Genomic DNA, 19,247 nt, shown 5'->3' on the forward strand with positions numbered 1-19,247 from the left:
GACCATGGATCTGCACTCGGCACAACGCATCACCGAGGCGGAAGCGGGCCGCACCGGACTCGGCACCGGTCCCAACCGGCGGCTCCGGCTCACCCTGATCATCGGAATGCCCTTGGTCTTTCCGGTATTCGGGATCATGATCCTGGTGCCGAAGTCCCTGATGGACGACGTCCTTTACGTCTATGAGGCCGGGATCATAGGCTGCCTTCTGCACTACGTCTGGGTCTTCGCGAAGTACCCCCGGCACACGGGCCGTCCGCCCTACCTCACCCGGGATCTCGTCATGGGCGGCGGCTTCTTCCTGCCCTCGATGTTCCTGGGTTTCTGGCCGGGCATAATCGCCGCCCCGGCGTGGGCCGTCTTCGTCGGCGTCGCCTATGCAATGGAAGAGAGGCGGGGGCGCCGTGACCACCGTTGAGCACCATCGGTCCCCGACCGGCTTCAACCTGGTGCCGCCGCCCGGCTGGGACGTGATTCCGCTACGCACCGGTACCCAGGAAGCGATGGACCGCATCGTCCGCAAGGCCGTCGCGCAGCTGCCCGCCGGCTTTCCCAAGGACGACGTTCCGCAGGCCCGGCTGAAGCTGACCAAAGAGATGAAGAAGGTTGTCCGCCGGGCCCGCGCCAAGGGGGGTATGACCCTCTACCTTCCCACCGAACGCCTACACGGCGTTGCACTGCCCCTCTCGATCGTCGCCTCCGAACCGATCGAGATTCCGAGGATCAGGCCCGACAGCGGGCCGGAAGCGGTCCTGCTCGCGCTCGCCTCCGAGACCCCCGGAGCCGAGATGCGGGAACTCGACCACGCGGCAGTCCTGCGCTCGGAACGAGATGTCCCCGCCGACGCCGCAAAGGGCATCGACGCCGCTCACCGCCGGGTCGAATACATCGTGCCGATCCCGGACAGCGCTCCTGACCAGTACTTCACCTTCTCCTTCAGCGCCCTGATCGCGCCCGGCTCGGATCCCGCCTTCTACGACACTCTTGTGGAGCTGTTCGACGCCGTGATGAGCACCTTCCGCTGGAGCTATGCCTAAACGCTCCCCCTGCCCGCGCCTCTGACGAAAGAGACCGCTCATGTCCGACGGCACCCTGTGGAGCGCCGACCTCGGTGCCCCACTGCACATCGACACGGATGCCAACCCAGGCCTCTGGGGCTATCTCCACCTCCGGATCGACAAGAAGTCCTTCAAGGAATGGCTGGACCAGCACCTGGCCGGCCTGGCCGCCATCCACGGCATTGAGCTCACCCGCAAACTCCGCCGATTCCAGAAGGATTTCTACGAGCAGACGCTGGTGACGCTCCGGGATAAGCTCCAGGCCGATGAGGCGTTCATCTACCACCCCGTTCCGCTGACCTACATGCCTCTGGTGATGCACGCCACTCGCCTCCACTGCGAGGCCCGTGACGCGGCATCCTGCGAGGGAGTCACCGCGTTCACGGTGCCGCACCCGAACATCCCCGAGTGGCAGCAGCGAACCGGCAGCATTCCGTTCGCCTCTCCACACCTGGGCACGGACGGGGTCCGGGTCACCCGCTCCTACCCTGTGGACAGCACCATCATGATGACCTCGGTGACGTACCACTGGCACACCCCGCCCGGCTTCCCCGACGTCCTACTCCGCGGGCACCACGACGATCCGGAAGTGATCGCCGCGGCAATGGAGGCACTGGACGACTTCGCACGGACGCTCCGGCTTCCTGGGGCGGCCCATTGACCGGCGTCGCCGGGGGCGCTTCCGGCGGTGAGAGCATGAAGCGGCGCCTAGCGCTTCCTCTAGCTTTTCTGCCGGAGCTCGATATCGCAGGGTTCTTCTCGGACGTCCGTTACTCAGTTGGATTCTGTCCGGTGATCTGGTGACGTTGTACATCGAGCGGCCGCTGCCCGACCCGCAGCAGGCCTCCACCACCACCGCCCGCGCGTGGGCGCTCGGCCGGCTGCACGAGCCGATCCAGCTGCGCGACATGGCCGAGCAGGTGGCCATGTCGGTACGCACCTTCACGCGCCGGTTCCGCGAGGAGGTCGGCGTCAGCCCCGGCCAGTGGCTCACCCAGCAGCGCGTCGAACGCGCCCGCCACCTCCTGGAGTCCACCGGACTCTCCGTCGACCAGGTGGCCCACGACGCGGGCTTCGGCACGGCCCAGTCGATGCGGCAGCACCTCCAGGCGGCGCTCGGCGTGACACCGACGGCGTACCGGCGGACGTTCCGCACGGAGGCAAGCAGCGCCGTCAGAAGGTGAGCACCGCCCGTGCCACCCGCCCCGCCTCCGCGTCGGCCCGCGCCTTGCCGAAGTCCTCGACCGGGTACGTCTCGCTGACCAGTTCGTCGAGGAGGAGGCGGCCCTGCCGGTACAGCTCGGCGTACAGGGCGATGTCCCGCTGGGGACGCGAGGAGCCGTAACGGCAGCCGAGGACGGACTTGTCCAGGTACATCGAGGAGACCACGAACGAGACCTCGGCCCCCGCCGGCGGCACTCCCAGCAGGACGGCCTGACCGCGCCGGTCGAGCAGGTCGATCGCCTGCCGGATCAGCTCCACCCGGCCGACGCACTCGAAGGCGTGGTCCGCGCCCGTCGGCAGAATCTCCCGAACGCCGTCCGACGAGGTCAGGAAGTGGGTCGCCCCGAACTGCCGAGCCACCGCCTCCTTCGCCGGGTTGGAGTCCACGGCCACGATCCGCAGGGCGCCCGCGAGTCGCGCGCCCTGGAGGACGTTCAGCCCGACGCCGCCCGTGCCGATCACGAGGACGCTGTCACCGCGGTCCACGCGGGCCCGGTTCAGCACGGCCCCGACCCCGGTCAGCACCCCGCAGCCGATGAGCGCGGCGGACGTCAGCGGGATGTCCTCGGGGATCCGCACCGCCTGCACGGCCTTCACCACCGTCCGCTCCGCGAACGCCGAGTTGGAGGCGAACTGGTGCAACGGCAGGCCGTCCCGCGTGAAGGGCCGCCCCGGCCGCCCGATCGCCCGCCGGCACATCGTCGGCCGCCCCCGGTCGCAGTCGGCACAGGTCCCGCAGTTGGCGAGCGTGGTCAGCGACACATGGTCGCCGGGCGCCACATGCCGGACGCCCTCCCCCACCGCCTCCACCACGCCCGCACCCTCATGGCCGAGCACCACGGGAACGGGGAAGGGGATGGTCCCGTCCACCACGGACAGATCGCTGTGACACAGCCCGGCCGCGGCGACCGCCACCCGCACCTCACCGACCCCGGGCTCCCGTACCTCCAGGTCGTCCACGACCTGGACCTGCTTTCCGTCGAAGACCACGCCTCTCATCACGACGCTCCCTTGGGTTCCCTCGGCAGACCGAGCACCCGCTCGGCGATGATCGTGCGCTGGATCTGGTCCGAGCCGCCGTAGACGGTGTCGGCCCGGCTGAACAGGAACGTCCGCTGGAAGTCGTCGAGTTCGTACGGCACCGGCGCCGACCACCGCACCGTCCCGACCCCGGCCGCCGCCCCCCGGACCTCCATCGCCAGCTCCCCCAGCCGCTGATGCCAGCCGCCCCACAGCAGCTTGGCCACGCTCGACGCGCCCGCGTCCCCCGAACCGCCCAGTGTCCGCAGCGCGTTCCACCGCATCACCCGCAGCTCGGCCCACTGCCGCACCAGCCGTTCCCGTACGACCGGATCGTCCACCGCCCCCGAGTCGAGGGCCGCCCGCACCACGCGCCCCAGCTCCTCGGCGAACCCCACCTGCTGGGCCAGCGTCGACACCCCCCGCTCGAACCCGAGCAAGCTCATCGCGACGCGCCAGCCCGCGCCCTCCCCGCCCGCGACGTGCTCCACACGCGCGCGTGCCCCGTCGAAGAAGACCTCGTTGAAGTCGCTCGTGCCGGTCAGCTGCCGGATGGGCCGCACCTCGATCCGCCCCGGCTGGTCCATCGGAACCAGCAGGAAGCTCAGCCCGTGATGGCGCCGCGACCCCGCCTCCGTGCGCGCCAGCACGAAACACCAGTCCGCCTCGTGCGCCAGCGAGGTCCAGATCTTCTGCCCGGTGATCCGGTAGTACGCCCCGCCCGGCTCCCGCACCGCCGCGGTGCGCACGCCCGCCAGGTCCGAGCCCGCGCCCGGCTCGCTGTACCCCTGGCACCACAACTCGTCCCCGGCGGCGACCGGCGGCAGGAAGCGGGTCTTCTGCTCCTCGCTGCCGTGCGCGATGAGGGTGGGGGCGAGCAGGTTCTCGCCGATGTGCCCGGAGCGCGGCGGCGCCGCGGAGCGGGCGTACTCCTCGGCCCAGGCGACCTGCTGCGTCAGGGAGGCCCTCCGGTTGCCCCACCCGTCCGCCGCCCACCCGATGCCGATCCACCCGGCCTGGCCGAGCGTCCGCTCCCAGTCACGGCGGTCCTGCGCCTCCCCGGCATGCGCGTCCAGCCAGGCCCGCGCCTCGCCTCGAAACGCCTCGTCCTCGACGGTGAACCCGAACTCCACGGCGTCCTCCTGAGATCCCGGCCGACATCAACGCCCCCAGGGGCGCGGGACTGCGTCCCTGCGCGGCTCCGCCGCGTGGGCGCGACCAGCCACGACGAGGCCGCACCCGCCACACCACAAACGCCCCGAGCTCTCAGGCGTTCGGCCGCTCCCCGGATCTCGCCGCCCGCTCCATCCCCGCCACCCGCTCCAGCATCGGCATCGGATCCACCCCCACGGAGCCCGGCAGGAAGGCGGCGATCCGCTCCGGCGTCCACGCGCCCTCGGCATAGGCCGAGCGCAGCTCCCGCGGCTGCGCCCACACCGCGATCTTCGGCCCGGCGATCGTGTACACCTGTCCGGTGATCCCGGCCTCCCGGGCCCGAGTGGACAGCAGATAGACCACCAGCGCGGCCACGTCCTGCGGGTCGCCGATCTCCGTCAGCTCCATCGGCACGTTCGCCGACATCCGCGTACGCGCCACCGGCGCCACGGCGTTCGCTGTCACCCCGTACTTGTGCAGCCCCAGCGCGGCACTGCGCACCAGCGAGATGATCCCGCCCTTCGCCGCGCTGTAGTTGGCCTGCGAGGCGGACCCCTGGTGGTTGCCGCTGGTGAAGCCGATCAGGGTGCCGCCCCGCTGCCGTCGCATGACCGCCGACGCGGCCCGGAACACCGTGAACGTGCCCTTGAGATGAGTGGCGACCACCGGGTCCCACTCCTCCTCGGTCATGTTGAACAGCATCCGCTCCCGCAGGATGCCGGCGACACAGACGACTCCGTCGAGCCGCCCGTACGACGCCAGCGCGACGTCGACCACGCGTTGGCCGCCGGCCATGGTGGAGATGTCGTCGGCCACCGCGACCGCCTCGCCGCCCGCGGCCTCGATCTCCTTGACCACGGCGTCCGCGATCCCACTGGTGGGTGAGGCCCCGTCGACGGCCACCCCGTAGTCGTTGACGACGACCCGTGCTCCCTCGGCGGCCGCCGCGAGCGCGACCGCACGGCCGATGCCGCGCCCCGCACCTGTCACGACGACGACCTCGCCGGTCAAGAAGTTCCCCACGCCCGGCCCCTTCCCGATGTTTCTGACGGACCGTTAGATTTTATGTCCCGTCAGATGCCCGGACACAAGCCCCGGGGAGGGCCCATGTCGTTGCCGGCCGAGTTCCACGAGATCGCCAAGCGCGTGAACAACTGGGGCCGTTGGGGGGCGGACGACGAGATCGGGACGCTCAACCTGATCACCGACGAGGTGGTCCGGCGGGCCGCCGGCGAGGTCCGCACCGGAAGGCGGGTGCCGCTCGCGCTGCCGTTGCGCCAGGACGGCGTGCAGACCGGGATGATCCCCGGGCGGGTCAATCCGCTGCACGTCATGGTGCAGATCAACCAGGAGCTGTTCGGGCCGGGCACGGTCGCGTGCAGCGACGACGCGGTGACCATGGGACTCCAGGCGGGCACCCACTGGGACGCCCTCACCCATGTCTCGCACTCGGGCCGGCTCTACAACGGCCGCCCGGCGGGCTCGGTCACCGCGCACGGCGGCGCCGAGTTCAGCGGCATCGGCACGGTGCGGCATCTCGTCTCGCGCGGCGTACTGCTGGACGTCGCCCGCGCGCGGGGGACGGACCGCCTGGCCGGGGGACACGCGGTCGGCCCGGAGGACTTGGACGCGGCGGAGGACCTGGCGGGCACGCGCGTGCGCGCCGGCGACGTCGTGCTCGTACGGACGGGCCAGATCCGGGCCTACCTCGCCGGGGACAAGCACGGGTACGCCTATCCCTCGCCGGGGCTGTCGATGCGTACGCCCGCGTGGTTCCACGCGCGCGATGTCGCGGCCGTCGCGAACGACACCCTCACGTTCGAGATGTTTCCACCGGAGACGGAGGGTCTGTGGCTGCCCGTGCACGCGCTGCATCTGGTGGAGATGGGGATGCCGCAGGGCCAGAACTGGAATCTCGAAGAGTTGTCCACAGCCTGTGGACAATCAGGCCGCTACGCGTTCCTGCTGTCGGCCACACCCGAGCCGTTCACCGGCGCCACAGGCGCCCCGGTGGCGCCGGTCGCCGTGCTGTAGCGGCGGACGACCGGGCGTGCCGTGCGGTGAATCCGGACGGCGGCGCGTACGCGCCCGCCCCGAGCACGGCGCCACACGCCGCCATCCGGCTCCGGCGCAGCCGCCTCGGCCTCCCCTGCCCGATGAGCGAACCCACGCCGAAACACGAGTCGCACTCGACGAGGGCCTCCGTCGCCGAAAACCTCGTCGTCCCCTCGCGGCGATTCGCTGCTCCCAGCGTGATCAGCCGGACACGCCGCGTCAACAGCGGTCAGGGGATTTGCCGGTTACGTCCCGTGCAGCGGAGGCGCGCACGGAAGCACACACGGGCGCACATCCCCCCACCGGGCCTGGCGCGTCCGACACCTTCGCCCTCATGCCCCCGGGTACGACACCGGGCGCCTCAGACGGCCTCGTACGCCAGCCCTTCGTTACCCTCGTACCCGTCGAGCCCTTCCAGGCCCTCGCAGACGCCCACCGCGCCGCCCCCGTACGCCATGGCCGCGGTACGCGGTTCGGCGCAGCGGTCCAGTTCGCACCAGATCTGCTTGCCGACGCCGTCGGGGCTCCAGCCCCAGCGGTCGGCGAGACCGTCGACGAGCGCGAGGCCACGGCCGCCGGTCTCCTCGCCGTCCACCCACCGGGGAACCGGGGCGCGGGTGCTGCCGTCGGTGACCTCCACGCGGACGGTGGCCGGCTGGGGCAGGGAAAGGCGCAGCACGGCGGGGCAGCCGGTGTGCACGACGGCGTTGGTGACAAGTTCGGAGACGAGCAGGACCAGCGTCTCGGCGAGCGGTTCATCGGCTGCTATTCCGCACCCGGCAAGTCGCGAGCGGGCCCATCGACGGGCGCGCCCCACTTCCGCGGGGTCGGGCCGGATCTCCAGCTGCACTTGAAGCACCTGCACCGCTCACACCATCCGAACCGGTGGACACAGAGGCTCGCGCCTCAGGAGGGCCACGATCGTAGCCATTTTCTGCATGACCAGAACAACGGCCAGAGCAGAGATCACGGAACGTGAATCCCTTACGCAACAGCATGGTTGACGTACAGTCACCCCAACAAGCGCTTCGGGCATATTCCAGCGCGAAGGAGTACCCGTGCGGCATACTGTGCGACGCTCGTCGCAGAGAGTCGAACAGGCGGCGGAACAAGGCCCGTCACCGGCGTTGCTCGAGCTCGGAACCTCTCGCATCTCACACAAGGTACCGGAGCGGACCTTCGACTCCAGGACGTGACAAGTCACACCTAGGACACAAGCCGATATCAACGCTCCGTAATACCGGCGTGCCACAATCCGCGACATCCCGTTTTCCAGGGTTCGCCGACACCGCAGGCAGGGGCCCTGTCAGACCCCTTCGGCCAGCAGATCGCGCGCGAGCGCCTCCTCACTCTCCGTGACACCGCCCGCACGCTGGGTCCGCACCCAGGCCCTCTTCAGATGCAGGTGCACCTCTGCCTCCCAGGTGAAGCCCATGCCGCCGTGCACCTGGAGGCAGTCACGGGCGCCGCGCACGGCCGCCTCGTCGGCGAGCAGCCGGGCCGCGGCGACGTCCACGGGGTCCGCCGTGACGGCCGCCGCGTACACGGCGGCGCGCGCCACCTCCACCCGGACCAGGGACCGCGCGCACAGCTGCTGCACGGCCTGGAAGGCTCCGATCGGGCGTCCGAACTGCTCACGGGTCCGGGCGTGTTGCACCGCCAGCTCACACGTACGCACGGCCGTGCCGAGCTGCTCGGCCGCCGTGAGCAGCACGGCCACCGGATCCGCCGTCCCCCGCGCCCCCGGCACCCGGTGCAGCGGCGTCAGCGGATCCACCGACCGCAGCCCCACGGCCCCGGAGGCGTCGCCGCGCACGGCGTCGGCCTGCGTCAGCCACTCCACCAGCCCGCCCGCGTCGACGGCGGCCACGACGACCGACCCGTCCGCCGCGCCGGCCACCTCGCCCGCAGCGAGGTGCGTGGCGAGCAGCGGGCCGGGCAGCAGCGCCCGCCCGGCGTCCTCGAACGCCAACACGGCCTCCGGCAGCCCGAGTCCCACGCCGCCCCGCGCCTGCGGCAGCCGCAGCGCGAAGAACCCCGCCGCGCCCAGCTCCCGCCACAGCGCCCGGTCCAGCGCGGGCGCCGCCCGCTCCACGGCCGCCCGGCGCGCCCCGCCGTCGAAGCGCCGGTCGAGCAGCTGGCGCAGCGCGGCCCGCAACGCGCGCTGCTCCTGGGTCAGTTGGAAGCGCACGGCTACCGCCCCTTCGGCAGGCCGAGGATCCGTTCGGCCACGATGGTGTGCTGGATCTGCGAGGTGCCGGCCGCGATGGTGTACGACAGCGAGGACAGCCGGTCGAGCGTCCAAGGCCGGTCCAGGTCGAGCGCCTCGGGGCCCAGGACGTCTGCGGCGGCGTCGTAGAGGTCCTGGCGCGTGTGTGAGTACCTCAGTTTGAAAACCGAACCCCCGACCCCGGGGACCCCGCCCGAGGCCTCCGCCTCGCTCACGTTCCACTGGGTGAGCCGCCACAGCGCCCGGAACTCGGCGTTCAGCCGCCCCAGGCGCCGGCGCAGGACCGGATCGTCCCACCGGCCGTTCTTCCGGGCCTCCCGCGCGAGGTCGCCCAGCACCCGGCGGCAGGCCACCACCTCGCCCACGAACGCCGTGCCGCGTTCGAACGACAGCGTCACCATGGTGACCCGCCAGCCGTCGTTCTCGTCGCCGACCCGGTTGGCGACGGGCACCCGCACCTCGTCGAGGAAGACCTCGGCGAACTCGGCCGACCCGGCGAGGGTGCGCAGCGGCCGTACGGTGATGCCCGGCGCGTCCATGGGCATGGCCAGCCAGCTGATCCCCCGGTGCCGGGGCGCGGCGGTGTCCGTGCGCACCAACAGCTCGCACCAGTCGGCGACTTCGGCGTGCGAGGTCCAGATCTTGGAGCCGGAGACCACGTAGTCGTCGCCGTCCCGCCACGCGCGCGTGCGCAGTGCCGCGAGGTCGGACCCGGCGTCCGGTTCGCTGAAGCCCTGGCACCAGACCTGCTCGCCGCGCAGGACGGGCGGCAGCCAGCGGGCGCGCTGCGCCTCGGTCCCCTCCGCGGCGATGGTGGGTCCGGCGTGCAGCAGGCCGACGAAGTTGGCGCCCACATAGGGGGCGCCCGCCCGCTCGGTCTCCTCCAGGAAGATCAGCCGCACGGTCGGGGACGCGTCCCAGTGGACGTCGCCGTACCCGGCGTCGTACAGCATCCGCTGCCAGCCGAGGTCGTAGGCGCGCCGCCCCGGCCAGTCGTCCGGGGACGGCTTGGCCGGCAGGGAGGGCAGCACGCCCTTCAGCCACTTGCGCAGGCCGGCCCGGAACTCCTCCTCCTCGGGCGTGTACGTCAGGTCCACTACCGGTCCAGGTCGAGGTCCAGCATGCGGATGGCGTTGCCCCGCATGAGCTTGTACACGGTCTCGTCGTCGAGGCCCTTGACGTGGTCGAGGGCCACCTCCTTGGTGTGCGGGAAGGTGGAGTCGACGTGCGGGTAGTCGGTCTCGAAGGTGGCGTTGTCACGCCCGACGACGTCCAGGGACGCGACCCCGTGCTTGTCGCGGAAGAAGCAGCAGAAGATCTGCCGGTAGTAGTACGTCGACGGGGGCTCCGGGATGAGGTCGCGGACGCCGCCCCACGCGCGGTGCTCCTCCCAGACGTCGTCGGCGCGCTCCAGGGCGTACGGGATCCAGCCCATCTGACCCTCGGAGTAGGCGAGTTTGAGCTGCGGGAAGCGCACCAGGACCCCGCTGAAGAGGAAGTCCGCCATCGAGGCCATCGCGTTGTTGAACGAGAGCGAGGCCTGCACGGCGGGGGGCGCGTCCGGGGACGCGGCCGGCATCTGGGACGACGACCCGATATGCATGTTGATCACGGTCCCGGTCTCCTGGCAGACCGCGAAGAACGGGTCCCAGTAGCCGGAGTGGATCGACGGCAGCCCCAGGTAGGTGGGGATCTCGGAGAACGTCACGGCCTTCACGCCGCGTGCGGCGTTGCGCCGGATCTCCGCGACGGCGAGGTCGATGTCCCACAGCGGGATCAGGCAGAGCGGGATGAGGCGCCCGCCGCTGTCGCCGCACCACTCCTCGACCATCCAGTCGTTGTAGGCGCGCACGCAGGCCAGGGCGACCTCCTTGTCGTGCGCCTCGGCGAAGGTCTGCCCGCAGAAGCGCGGGAAGGTCGGGAAGCACAGGCTGCCCTCGACGTGGTTGAGGTCCATGTCCGCGAGCCGCGCCTTGGGGTCCCAGCAGCCGCGCCGCATCTGCTCCCGGGTGATGCCCTCCAGGGTCATCTCGTCGCGGTCGAAGCCCACGGCGGCGATGTTGCGCTTGTACGGGAACTTCAGGTCCTCGTAGATCCACCAGTCCGTGGGCTGGCCCTCCGGGTCCATGGTGATCTGGTACTTGCCGCCGACGTAGGCGAGTTCGCCGATGCCCGCGGTGAGCGGCTGGGGCCCGCGGTCCCGGAACCTGGCCGGCAGCCAGGTCTCGAAGAGGTGCGCGGGCTCGATCACGTGGTCGTCGACGCTGATGATGCGGGGCAGTTCGGTCATGGGTCCCCCTCCGCGGAGATACGGATCTGATGACCCGTCAGATGACGCCGTACCGGCAGGCTAGTCCCGCACCCCTGGACCGACAAGGCGCCGAGCCCTACGCTCACCACCACTATCTGACTATCCGTCAGCTCACCGGGGGCGACCGTGACCCTGCACACCACCGCGCACGAGCTCAGCACCGCGCCCACCCTCTGGGACCTGCTCTCCCGCCGCGCCGACCGCACCCCCGACCGCCCCGTCCTGCTCCAGGACGACCGCACCCTGACCTTCGGCGCCCTGCGCGCCCGCGCCGAGCGGACCGCGGCCGGGCTGTACGGCATGGGCGTGCGCCCCGGCACGGTCGTCGCCTGGCAGCTGCCCACCCGCGTCGAGACGGCGGTGCTGACCTTCGCGCTGGCCCGCCTGGGCGCCGTACAGACCCCGCTCATCCCGTTCCTGCGCGACCGCGAGGTCGGCTTCGCGCTGCGCGAGTCGGGCGCCGAGTACTTCGCCGTACCGGGCACCTGGCGCGGCTTCGACCACACGGCAATGGCCCGGCGGCTCGGTGCGCAGGGAGTCTTCGAGGCGTACGAGGACCTGCCCGACGGCGTTCCGTCGGTGCTGCCCGCGCCGCCCGAACGAGGCACCGACGTCCGCTGGATCTACTGGACCTCCGGCACCACCTCCGACCCCAAGGGCGTCCTGCACACGGACCGCTCCCTGATCGCGGGCGGCACGTGCCTGGCGCACGCCCTGCGCCCCACCGCCGACGACGTGGGGTCGATCGCCTTCCCGTACGCCCACATAGGCGGCCCCGACTACACGGTGATGCTGCTGCTGTACGGCTTCCCGGCGCTGCTGCTGGAACAGTTCGCGCTGCCGGACGCGCTGCCCGCGTACCGCGAACACGGGGTGACGATCGCCGGCGGTTCCACGGCGTTCTACTCGATGTTCCTGGCCGAGCAGCGCAAGCGGCCCGGGACCCCCGTCGTCCCGACCCTGCGGCTGCTCGCGGGCGGCGGGGCGCCGAAGCCGCCCGACGCCTACCACGCCGTCGTCCGCGAGATGGGCGTCCAGCTCACCCACGGGTACGGCATGACCGAGGTTCCGATGATCACCATGGGGGCGCCGGACGACACCCCCGAGAACCTGGCGACGACCGAGGGGCGCCCGCCGCGGGCCATGGAGATACGGATCGTCGACGGGGAGGTGCGGCTGCGCGGCGAGGCCGTGTGCCGGGGCTATCTCGATCCGGCGCAGACGGCCGAGGCGTTCGACGAGAACGGCTTCCTGCGCACCGGCGACCTCGGGCGGCTCACCGCCGACGGGCACCTGGTCCTCACCGGCCGGCTCAAGGACGTGATCATCCGCAAGGGCGAGAACATCTCCGCCAAGGAGATCGAGGAACTGCTGCACCGGCATCCGGCGGTCGCGGACGTGGCGGTGATCGGCCTGCCGGACGCCGAGCGGGGGGAGCGGGTCTGCGCGGTGATCGAGCAGCCGCCGCAGGTCACCCCGTTGACCCTGGAGGCGCTGACGTCCTACCTGCGCGCGGAAGGGCTGTCGGTGCACAAGCTGCCGGAGCAGCTGGAGGTGGTCGACGCCCTCCCGCGCAGCGACACCCTGCGGAAGGTGCTCAAGTACAAGCTCAGGGAGCGTTTCTCGGCTACTCGGGGACGGTGAAGTAGCGGGCGAACGCGGAGATGATCTCCGTCTCGCTCACCTTGCCGTCGCCGTCGCCGTCCAGCGAGCCGGCCGCGGCCCGCGCGATGTCGCCGGGGGCGCCGAGCACCCGCAGCACGCGTGCGAGGTCCTCGACGGTGGCCGCGCCGTCGCCGTCCGGGTCGGCGACGGCGAGGGCCGCGTGCAGGAAGGGGCGGGCGATCTCGGCGAAGCGGTCGGGGTTGTCGCGCAGCCGCTTGACCGCGCCGTTGACGAACTCCTCGCGCGTGATGCGCTGGTCACCGTCCCGGTCCGCTATCCCGGCCATGCCCTGCCAGAAGGCCTCGGCGCCGCCGTACAACGCCTGGCCCTTGTCGGAGCGGGACGCCGTGCCGAACTCCACGAGCAGTGCCTTGGCCGCGCCACTGAAGTCCTCGCGGTCGATGTAGCCGTTGCCGTCCTGGTCGAAGGTGGCGAACCGGGCCGCGATCCTGCGCTCGTACTCGCTGCTGACCATGTAATTCAGGCCGCCTCACGTCATGTCGGGGTGCTTCTCGCCAGGGAGCGTACGACGCCGCAGGCGGTTCGGGAGCGGGAAAACGACGGTTGTGCCAAGACCGGGGGAATTTTGGAACAACGGTGTGGCAGAGAGTTCACGCGGAGAGGGGGCCGGCGTCGTCCGCGGTCGCGGAGGTCAGGTCGGGGTGGACGTCGAACAGCCGCCGAACCCCCAGTGCGCCCAGCACACGGTTGACGTGCGAGCCGTCGGCCGCGCCCTGGGCCGGGAGTATCAGCCGCAGCCGCCCCTGGCAGGAGCGCAGCAGCCGACGGGCCGCGATCAGCACACCCACACCGCTGGAGTCGCAGAACCAGACCTCGGAGAGGTCGAGGACGAGACTGTGGCGGCCCTCGGCCACCGCGTCGTGCACCCGTTGACGTAGCACCGGCGATGTCACCAGGTCCAGCTCGCCCGACACATGGAGCACGGCCCAGTCGCCCTGCTCGCCGCCGGTCACCTTGAACGCCACCACCATGCCCTTCGTCGCCGGAACGTGCGGGAAACAGCCGGAACCGCCCGGAAACGGAACCAGTCCCTACGCTTCCTTGCGGCGCGGCTGCCCAGCGGCCGTTCCCTGAAACACCTTGCCGGAAACGAAACCCAAACGGAAAAGGCTTGATTCAGTCGCATTCGATCCTGTTCGATCAGGTCTGGTCTTGTACGCGGTGGGTAGGCGCGGCGCGAAAGCGCACTATCACCTGCGACTGGTCGAGGGGCGCGCATTGACACAAAGGGGCGTGCGTTGTCCGACGTGCCGACTACATTCGAGGTGGCGATGGACGCAGGCTGGACACCGGGACGAATCACGGGGAGGGGGCCGCATGACGAAGAAGGACGCACCGCCCCGTTGGGACCGCAAGATGCAGCAGCGACTCGCACGCGGTGAGGCGGCCGCCCTCGGCGAGCTCTACGACCGTTTCGCCTTCCTCGTGCACGGTCTGGCCCACCGCGTGCTCGACGACGAGCGGGCCGCCGACGGCATCACCCGCGAGGTCTTCATACACCTGTGGGAACACCCCGAGGCGTACGACCCCAAGCAGGGCCCCCTCCGCTCCTGGGTGGCGACCCTGACCCACCGCCTGGCCGTGCAGCGCCTGCGCGCCACCGAGACCGCGGCCCTCGCGGAGGGCGGGCACGGCTCCAGCGAGGACCTGGAGCTCAAGGTCCGCCACGCCTCCGTCGCCGCCCGCGCCGACTACATCGTCCAGTCCATGCCCGCCCCGCTGCGCGCCGCCCTGGAGCGCGCCTACTTCCAGCGCCGTGACTACCGCCAGACCGCCACCGACCTCGGCATCACCGAGGACGAGGCACGCCGCCGCCTCCGTCTGGGCCTGCAACTCCTCGCGACGGCCCACGACGCCGACGCACCGCCCGGATACGGAGGTGCGGCGTGACGGACCCGGAACACCACGAGCCGCCCGACGAGCACGAGCACCACGAGCACGGCGCGGAGAAGAAGGAGGACGAGCCGCACACCCCCGCCCACCAGCCCCGCATACCGATGCCAAGGGCCTCGGTGGAGGACACGGGCCTGCCCCTCCCCGCCCTGGACACCCTCCAGCCGTCCTACCCGCCCCTGGAACACCACGTCCTGAAGTCCCTGCTGGGCGCGTGGGCGCTGGCCGCCTGCTCCCCCGAGGAGACGCTGGCCGTCGAGGACCACCTGGGACTGTGCGGCAACTGCGCCGACGAGGCGCGGCGGCTGCGCGAGGCGGTCGGCCTGCTGCAACGCCCCGACAGCCTCGACCTCGACCCGGGCCTGCGCACCCGCGTCCTGGCGACCTGCCTGGACCGGCGGCCACCGCGCATCCCGGTCCCCGAGTGGGCCAGGCCCTACGACGCCGAGACCGCACGCCTCGACGCCCTGCTCCAGGACTTCGGCGACGCCGAGTGGCACGCGCCGGTACGGCTGCGCTGGTTCGACGGCACGGAACCGGCCAGCCGCCGGACGACCGTCGCGGGCGTCATCGCCCACCTCCTGGCGGTCGACGGCCTGATCGCCGTCGCCCTCGGCCTGGACGACCCCCTGGGCGACACCGACGCCGACCCGCCGACGCCGACGGCCCGCACGGAGGCGTACTGGCGGGCCTCGCACTTCCCGCCGACCCGCACCGTCCGGGCGCCCTGGCGCGAACAGGGCCACGGCATCGTGCGCACGGCGTCCTTCACCGGCGGCACCGAGGGCAAGCTGGGCGTGCCGTACGGCGTGGGCGAGCTGCCGCTGCACGACGCGATGATCGAGCGGGCCTTCGAGTGCTGGGTGCACGCGGAGGACATCGCGGACGCGGTGGACTACCCCTACGACCCGCCGTCGGCCCGCCACCTCAACCGCATGATCGACCTCGCGGCCCGCCTGCTGCCCACGTCCCTCGCGGAACGCCGCCGCGCGGGCCTGGCGAGCCCCGCCCGGACCCACCGCCACCTGGTCCCCGCCGGCACCCCCGGCCGCACCCTCCGCCTGGAGATCGAGGGCTCCGGGGGCGGCGAGTGGCTGATCCCCCTGGACTCCCCCGCGGAGGTGGGCTCCGCCGAGCACGAGGTGGCCCATGTCGCCCTGGACGGCGTCGAATTCTGCCGCTTGGCCGCGGGCCACGTCTCCCCCGAGGAGGCAGCAGCGGGCCAACTGGGCGACCGCGAGGCCATCAGAGACGTCCTCCTCGCAGCAGCCTCCCTGAGCCGCATGTAGCCCCCACCCACCAGTAGCACAGTGGCCCACGGCGAGAAGGGACAGTGCCGGCAGGTCGGGCACTCACCGAAGCCGAGCGCACACGGCGCCGCACCCGCCCACAGCGAGAAGGGGCCGTGCCCACACAACCACACCCGTGAACGGCGCGAAGGGGCCGTCTCCGGAGCCGGTCGCACGGCGCCGCACCCGCCCGCAGTGAGTAGGGGCCGGCCCACGGAGCCGCAGTCGCGCGCGGCGCGAAGGGGTCGTGTCGGGGGGTGTCCGCCCGCAGCGGTTGGCGCGTCAACACGGGTGCGTCGGTGAGTGACCGATTCCGCGCCGTTCCGAGGACGGACACCCCCCGGCACGGCCCCGACCCACCCCCCGGACAGAAGGCGCTACCCGCACCCCCACCGGACCCGCACAGGCGCCGCAGGCATGGCAGGCATGGCGGCGCGCCACGGCCTACGCGAACACGACCGTCCGACGCCCGTTCAGCAGAATCCGCCGCTCCGCGTGCCACTTCACGGCCCGCGCCAGCGCCTGGCACTCCACATCCCGCCCGATCCCGACCAGCTGATCCGGGGTGACATCGTGACGCACCCGCTCGACCTCCTGCTCGATGATCGGCCCCTCGTCCAGATCCGCCGTGACGTAGTGCGCCGTCGCACCGATCAGCTTCACACCCCGCGCATGCGCCTGGTGGTACGGCTTGGCGCCCTTGAAGCTGGGCAGGAACGAGTGGTGGATGTTGATGATCCGCCCACTCAGCTGCTTGCACAGATCGTCGGAGAGCACCTGCATGTAGCGGGCCAGAACGACCAACTCCACGCCCTCTTCCCGCACGATCTCCAGCAGCCGCGCCTCCCCGTGCGACTTGGTGTCCTTCGTCACCGGAATGTGGTGGTACGGAATCCCGTAAGTACCCACCAGCTCCGCGAATTCGGTGTGGTTGGACACCACCCCGGCGATCTCCACAGGCAGCGCACCGATCCGCGCCCGGAACAGCAGATCGTTCAGGCAGTGCCCGAACTTGCTGACCATCAGCAGAATGCGCATCTTCTCGTCGGCCCGGTTGATCTGCCACTCCATGCGGAACGAGTCACCGATCGCCGCGAAGCTGGCCCGCAGCTTCTCCACCGTCACCGGCGCATCCGCCGAGAAGTGGACCCGCATGAAGAACAGCCCCGTGTCATGGTCACCGAACTGCTGACTGTCCTCGATGTTGCAGCCGGTCATGAACAGGTAGCTCGACACGGCATGCACGATGCCCTTTTTGTCCGGGCACGACAGAGTGAGGACGTACTGGTCGGCCGGCGCGGCCGTCTCGGCCGCGGCTCGGTTGGGCTGCTCGTTCATGCACCACAGGGTCCCACACGGACCTGAGCAGCCAGAAACCCTAGGCCGACCGCGTCAGGATCCGCAGCACCTCAAGCGTCCGAGGCGCCCCGTCAGGATCCTCCCCGTCGCTCACCGCCATCCGCACATGCGCGTCCCGAGCCGCCCGCACCGCCTCCGGCCAGGCCGGATGTTCCATGTAGGAGGACACCGGCGCGTCCGGCCCCACCTGGTGCATGATCCGCAGCACCCGCAGCACCGCGGTGTCGATCAGCGCGGCCTCCTGCGAGTCCCGGAATATGGTCCCGACGTACTTCTCGGCGGACCAGTGATCGAGCCAGGTGTCCTCGACCAGCCGGTACACGGCGTCGGTGACGTCCCCGTACCCCTCGGCGCCCGCAAGCCAGACGTCCCGCTGGAACACCGGATCGGAAAGCATGTGCAGCGCGGAGCGCACATTGCTGCGCCAGCGCCACCACGGCATGTCGTTCAGTGGCATGCCACCCATCGTGGATGAGCGATGCCCGCGACGGGAAGGGTTCACCGAACCTTGTACTCCTTGCACACCTTGCACGGTCATCGATCGTACGTTCCTCGCCACGCGCCGTTCACCGGACCCCGTAATTCACCTGGACGTCACCTCCTGTTGAGCAAGGGTCACTCAGAGGTTATCGATGTGACGGAATCGTGCGGGTCCATGACCGGCAGGCGACGCACCCGCAGCACGTTCCTCCCCGCCCTCACCAGGCCCGTCAAAGCCCTGCGCGCGGCGGGCGCCCTGGTGGCGTGTGCCTCGCTCGCCGTCGGGTGCGGGGTCGTCCCCGGTTTGCCGGGGGGCACCGGGGACGACCCGATCACCGTCATGACCTGGGCACCGCAGGACACGAACACCACGAACAAGCCCGGCATGCCGGCCCTGGCGCTCGCCTACGCCCGCCACGTCAACGCCGACGGCGGCATCAACGGCCGCAAGCTCAAGGTCGTGATCTGCAACGACCGCAACGACAGCGTGCACGCCGCGAAGTGCGCGCGCCGCGCGGTCAAGCAGAAGGTCGCCGCGGTCGTCGGCTCCTACAGCCAGTTCGCCGACACGTTCTTCCCGATCCTGGAGGGAGCGGGCATACCGTACATAGGTGGCTATGGCATCACGAACGCCGAGTTCACCAGCCCGCTCTCCTACCCGGTCAACGGTGGCCAGCCCGCGCTGCTGGCCGGCCTCGGCAGGCAACTCGCGAGCGACTGCGGCCCGGTCACGCTGGTCCGGCCCGACACCATCGCGGGTGACGAACTTCCCAACCTGCTCAACTCGGGCCTCGAGGCGGGCGGTCACACGGACGTGACCGACCTTCGGGCGGCCGAGGACGCCACCGAGTTCTCCGCGCAGTCCGAGCAGGCCCTGACCCGGGCCACCGAGGACCCGGGGAAGCGGGGCTGTGTGGTGCCGGCCCTCGGCGACCGCACCAACACCTTCATGGACTCCTTCCGGCGCGACCGCGAGGAGTACCCCGACGTGCGCACGGGCACCGTGCTCGGCAGCGTCGACCAGACCGTCATCGACGCCACCGGTGGCGCGTCGAGCCCCTACGAGGGGGCGTACATCACCGGCTGGTACCCGGTGGAGACCGACAAGCGCTGGGACGGGATGAAGAAGGTCATCCGCGAGCAGGCCTTCACCGACACCCGGATCGACCCCGCGGACGCGGGCGTGCAGACCACCTGGATCGCGTACACCGTCCTGGAGGCCGTCGTGAAGGCGCTCGGTGACGGCGAGGTCTCCGCGGACACGGTACGGCGCACCCTGGACGACGGATTCAAGGTCACCACGGGCGGGCTCACGCCGACCCTGCGCTGGCAGTTCCAGGACGTGCTGGCCTCCGTCGGCCTGCCGCGCCTGGTCAACACCGACGTGACCCCCCAGGTGGTCAAGGAGGGCCAGCTGGTGGCGGACCGCCAGGGCGCCATCGACGTGACGAAGACCCTCCAGGGCACCGAGAACCAGGAATGACCTC

The 19,247-nt window shown here is 71.1% G+C and carries 19 protein-coding genes and 1 pseudogene; 9 read left to right on the forward strand and 11 right to left on the reverse strand.

All coding sequences use genetic code 11. The annotated features are described in order from the left end of the window. Positions 1-4 precede the first annotated feature (4 nt). From ACFV6X_RS08220 to ACFV6X_RS08235, 4 genes and pseudogenes are all read left to right on the forward strand, one after another. Positions 5-418: a hypothetical protein gene (locus ACFV6X_RS08220; protein WP_385379382.1), complete on the forward strand. Its 414-nt coding sequence runs from the start codon at positions 5-7 to the stop codon at positions 416-418. Continuing rightward, the gene (locus ACFV6X_RS08225; RefSeq protein WP_385379385.1) at positions 405-1,037 is read left to right on the forward strand and encodes a hypothetical protein; all 633 of its coding nucleotides are present in this window, start codon (positions 405-407) and stop codon (positions 1,035-1,037) included. The genes ACFV6X_RS08220 and ACFV6X_RS08225 overlap by 14 nt, the downstream gene beginning before the upstream one ends. Positions 1,038-1,077: 40 nt before the next feature. Next, positions 1,078-1,719, forward strand: coding sequence for a hypothetical protein (locus tag ACFV6X_RS08230; RefSeq protein WP_385379388.1), 642 nt, complete (start codon positions 1,078-1,080; stop codon positions 1,717-1,719). A gap of 148 nt (positions 1,720-1,867) precedes the next feature. Continuing rightward, positions 1,868-2,242: pseudogene (locus ACFV6X_RS08235) on the forward strand (helix-turn-helix domain-containing protein); the annotation flags it as partial. Here ACFV6X_RS08235 and ACFV6X_RS08240 read toward each other — a convergent pair. From ACFV6X_RS08240 to ACFV6X_RS08250, 3 genes are all read right to left on the reverse strand, one after another. Further along, positions 2,232-3,281, reverse strand: a complete 1,050-nt coding sequence (locus tag ACFV6X_RS08240) for a Zn-dependent alcohol dehydrogenase (RefSeq protein WP_385379390.1) — start codon at positions 3,279-3,281, stop codon at positions 2,232-2,234. The pseudogene ACFV6X_RS08235 and the gene ACFV6X_RS08240 sit on opposite strands and share 11 nt — an antisense overlap. Beyond that, positions 3,281-4,435: an acyl-CoA dehydrogenase family protein gene (locus ACFV6X_RS08245; protein WP_385379393.1), complete on the reverse strand. Its 1,155-nt coding sequence runs from the start codon at positions 4,433-4,435 to the stop codon at positions 3,281-3,283. Before ACFV6X_RS08245 ends, ACFV6X_RS08240 begins: the two co-directional genes overlap by 1 nt. Positions 4,436-4,568: 133 nt before the next feature. After that, positions 4,569-5,480 carry an SDR family NAD(P)-dependent oxidoreductase gene (locus ACFV6X_RS08250; protein WP_385379396.1) on the reverse strand — a complete coding sequence of 304 codons (912 nt, stop codon included), beginning with the start codon at positions 5,478-5,480 and terminating at the stop codon, positions 4,569-4,571. An 84-nt stretch (positions 5,481-5,564) separates the two neighbouring features. On the opposite strand from ACFV6X_RS08250, the gene ACFV6X_RS08255 reads away from it, so the two are divergent. Beyond that, complete coding sequence (locus ACFV6X_RS08255; protein WP_385379399.1) at positions 5,565-6,491, forward strand: cyclase family protein; 927 nt, start codon at positions 5,565-5,567, stop codon at positions 6,489-6,491. 382 nt (positions 6,492-6,873) lie between these two features. Here the strand turns inward: ACFV6X_RS08255 and ACFV6X_RS08260 are convergent, their stop codons facing one another. The 4 genes from ACFV6X_RS08260 to ACFV6X_RS08275 form a co-directional block, all read right to left on the reverse strand. Beyond that, entirely contained in the window at positions 6,874-7,362 is a 489-nt protein-coding gene (locus ACFV6X_RS08260) for an ATP-binding protein (RefSeq protein WP_385379927.1), read from the reverse strand. 456 nt (positions 7,363-7,818) lie between these two features. Beyond that, positions 7,819-8,703: an acyl-CoA dehydrogenase family protein gene (locus ACFV6X_RS08265; RefSeq protein WP_385379402.1), complete on the reverse strand. Its 885-nt coding sequence runs from the start codon at positions 8,701-8,703 to the stop codon at positions 7,819-7,821. Positions 8,704-8,705: 2 nt separating this feature from the next. Next, complete coding sequence (locus ACFV6X_RS08270; protein WP_385379405.1) at positions 8,706-9,839, reverse strand: acyl-CoA dehydrogenase family protein; 1,134 nt, start codon at positions 9,837-9,839, stop codon at positions 8,706-8,708. Continuing rightward, positions 9,839-11,032, reverse strand: a complete 1,194-nt coding sequence (locus ACFV6X_RS08275) for an amidohydrolase family protein (RefSeq protein ID WP_385379408.1) — start codon at positions 11,030-11,032, stop codon at positions 9,839-9,841. The genes ACFV6X_RS08270 and ACFV6X_RS08275 overlap by 1 nt, the downstream gene beginning before the upstream one ends. A 153-nt stretch (positions 11,033-11,185) precedes the next feature. Between ACFV6X_RS08275 and ACFV6X_RS08280 the strand changes: the two genes are divergently transcribed. Continuing rightward, a complete protein-coding gene (locus ACFV6X_RS08280) occupies positions 11,186-12,697 on the forward strand; it encodes a class I adenylate-forming enzyme family protein (RefSeq protein WP_385379930.1) in 1,512 nt (503 codons plus the stop codon). Here ACFV6X_RS08280 and ACFV6X_RS08285 read toward each other — a convergent pair. After that, positions 12,681-13,193: an EF-hand domain-containing protein gene (locus ACFV6X_RS08285; protein ID WP_385379411.1), complete on the reverse strand. Its 513-nt coding sequence runs from the start codon at positions 13,191-13,193 to the stop codon at positions 12,681-12,683. The genes ACFV6X_RS08280 and ACFV6X_RS08285 overlap by 17 nt on opposite strands. A 136-nt stretch (positions 13,194-13,329) precedes the next feature. Then, the gene (locus ACFV6X_RS08290; protein ID WP_385379414.1) at positions 13,330-13,710 is read right to left on the reverse strand and encodes an STAS domain-containing protein; all 381 of its coding nucleotides are present in this window, start codon (positions 13,708-13,710) and stop codon (positions 13,330-13,332) included. 346 nt (positions 13,711-14,056) lie between these two features. Here ACFV6X_RS08290 and ACFV6X_RS08295 point away from each other — a divergent pair, with 346 nt between their 5' ends. Both ACFV6X_RS08295 and ACFV6X_RS08300 read left to right on the forward strand, forming a co-directional pair. Beyond that, entirely contained in the window at positions 14,057-14,629 is a 573-nt protein-coding gene (locus ACFV6X_RS08295) for a sigma-70 family RNA polymerase sigma factor (protein ID WP_385379417.1), read from the forward strand. A 101-nt stretch (positions 14,630-14,730) separates the two neighbouring features. Then, positions 14,731-15,921 (forward strand): maleylpyruvate isomerase N-terminal domain-containing protein, encoded by a 1,191-nt coding sequence (locus ACFV6X_RS08300; RefSeq protein WP_385379933.1) that lies wholly within the window; start codon positions 14,731-14,733, stop codon positions 15,919-15,921. Between the two features lie 444 nt (positions 15,922-16,365). Here the strand turns inward: ACFV6X_RS08300 and purU are convergent, their stop codons facing one another. Continuing rightward, positions 16,366-17,259, reverse strand: coding sequence for a formyltetrahydrofolate deformylase (gene purU / locus ACFV6X_RS08305; protein WP_385379419.1), 894 nt, complete (start codon positions 17,257-17,259; stop codon positions 16,366-16,368). Positions 17,260-17,299: 40 nt separating this feature from the next. Next, positions 17,300-17,818, reverse strand: coding sequence for a hypothetical protein (locus tag ACFV6X_RS08310; RefSeq protein ID WP_385379422.1), 519 nt, complete (start codon positions 17,816-17,818; stop codon positions 17,300-17,302). Positions 17,819-17,935: 117 nt separating this feature from the next. Here ACFV6X_RS08310 and ACFV6X_RS08315 point away from each other — a divergent pair, with 117 nt between their 5' ends. Then, the gene (locus ACFV6X_RS08315; RefSeq protein WP_385379425.1) at positions 17,936-19,243 is read left to right on the forward strand and encodes an ABC transporter substrate-binding protein; all 1,308 of its coding nucleotides are present in this window, start codon (positions 17,936-17,938) and stop codon (positions 19,241-19,243) included. Positions 19,244-19,247: the final 4 nt, after the last annotated feature.

Source organism: Streptomyces sp. NPDC059861, assembly GCF_042731435.1.
In the GTDB taxonomy this organism is placed as follows: domain Bacteria; phylum Actinomycetota; class Actinomycetes; order Streptomycetales; family Streptomycetaceae; genus Streptomyces.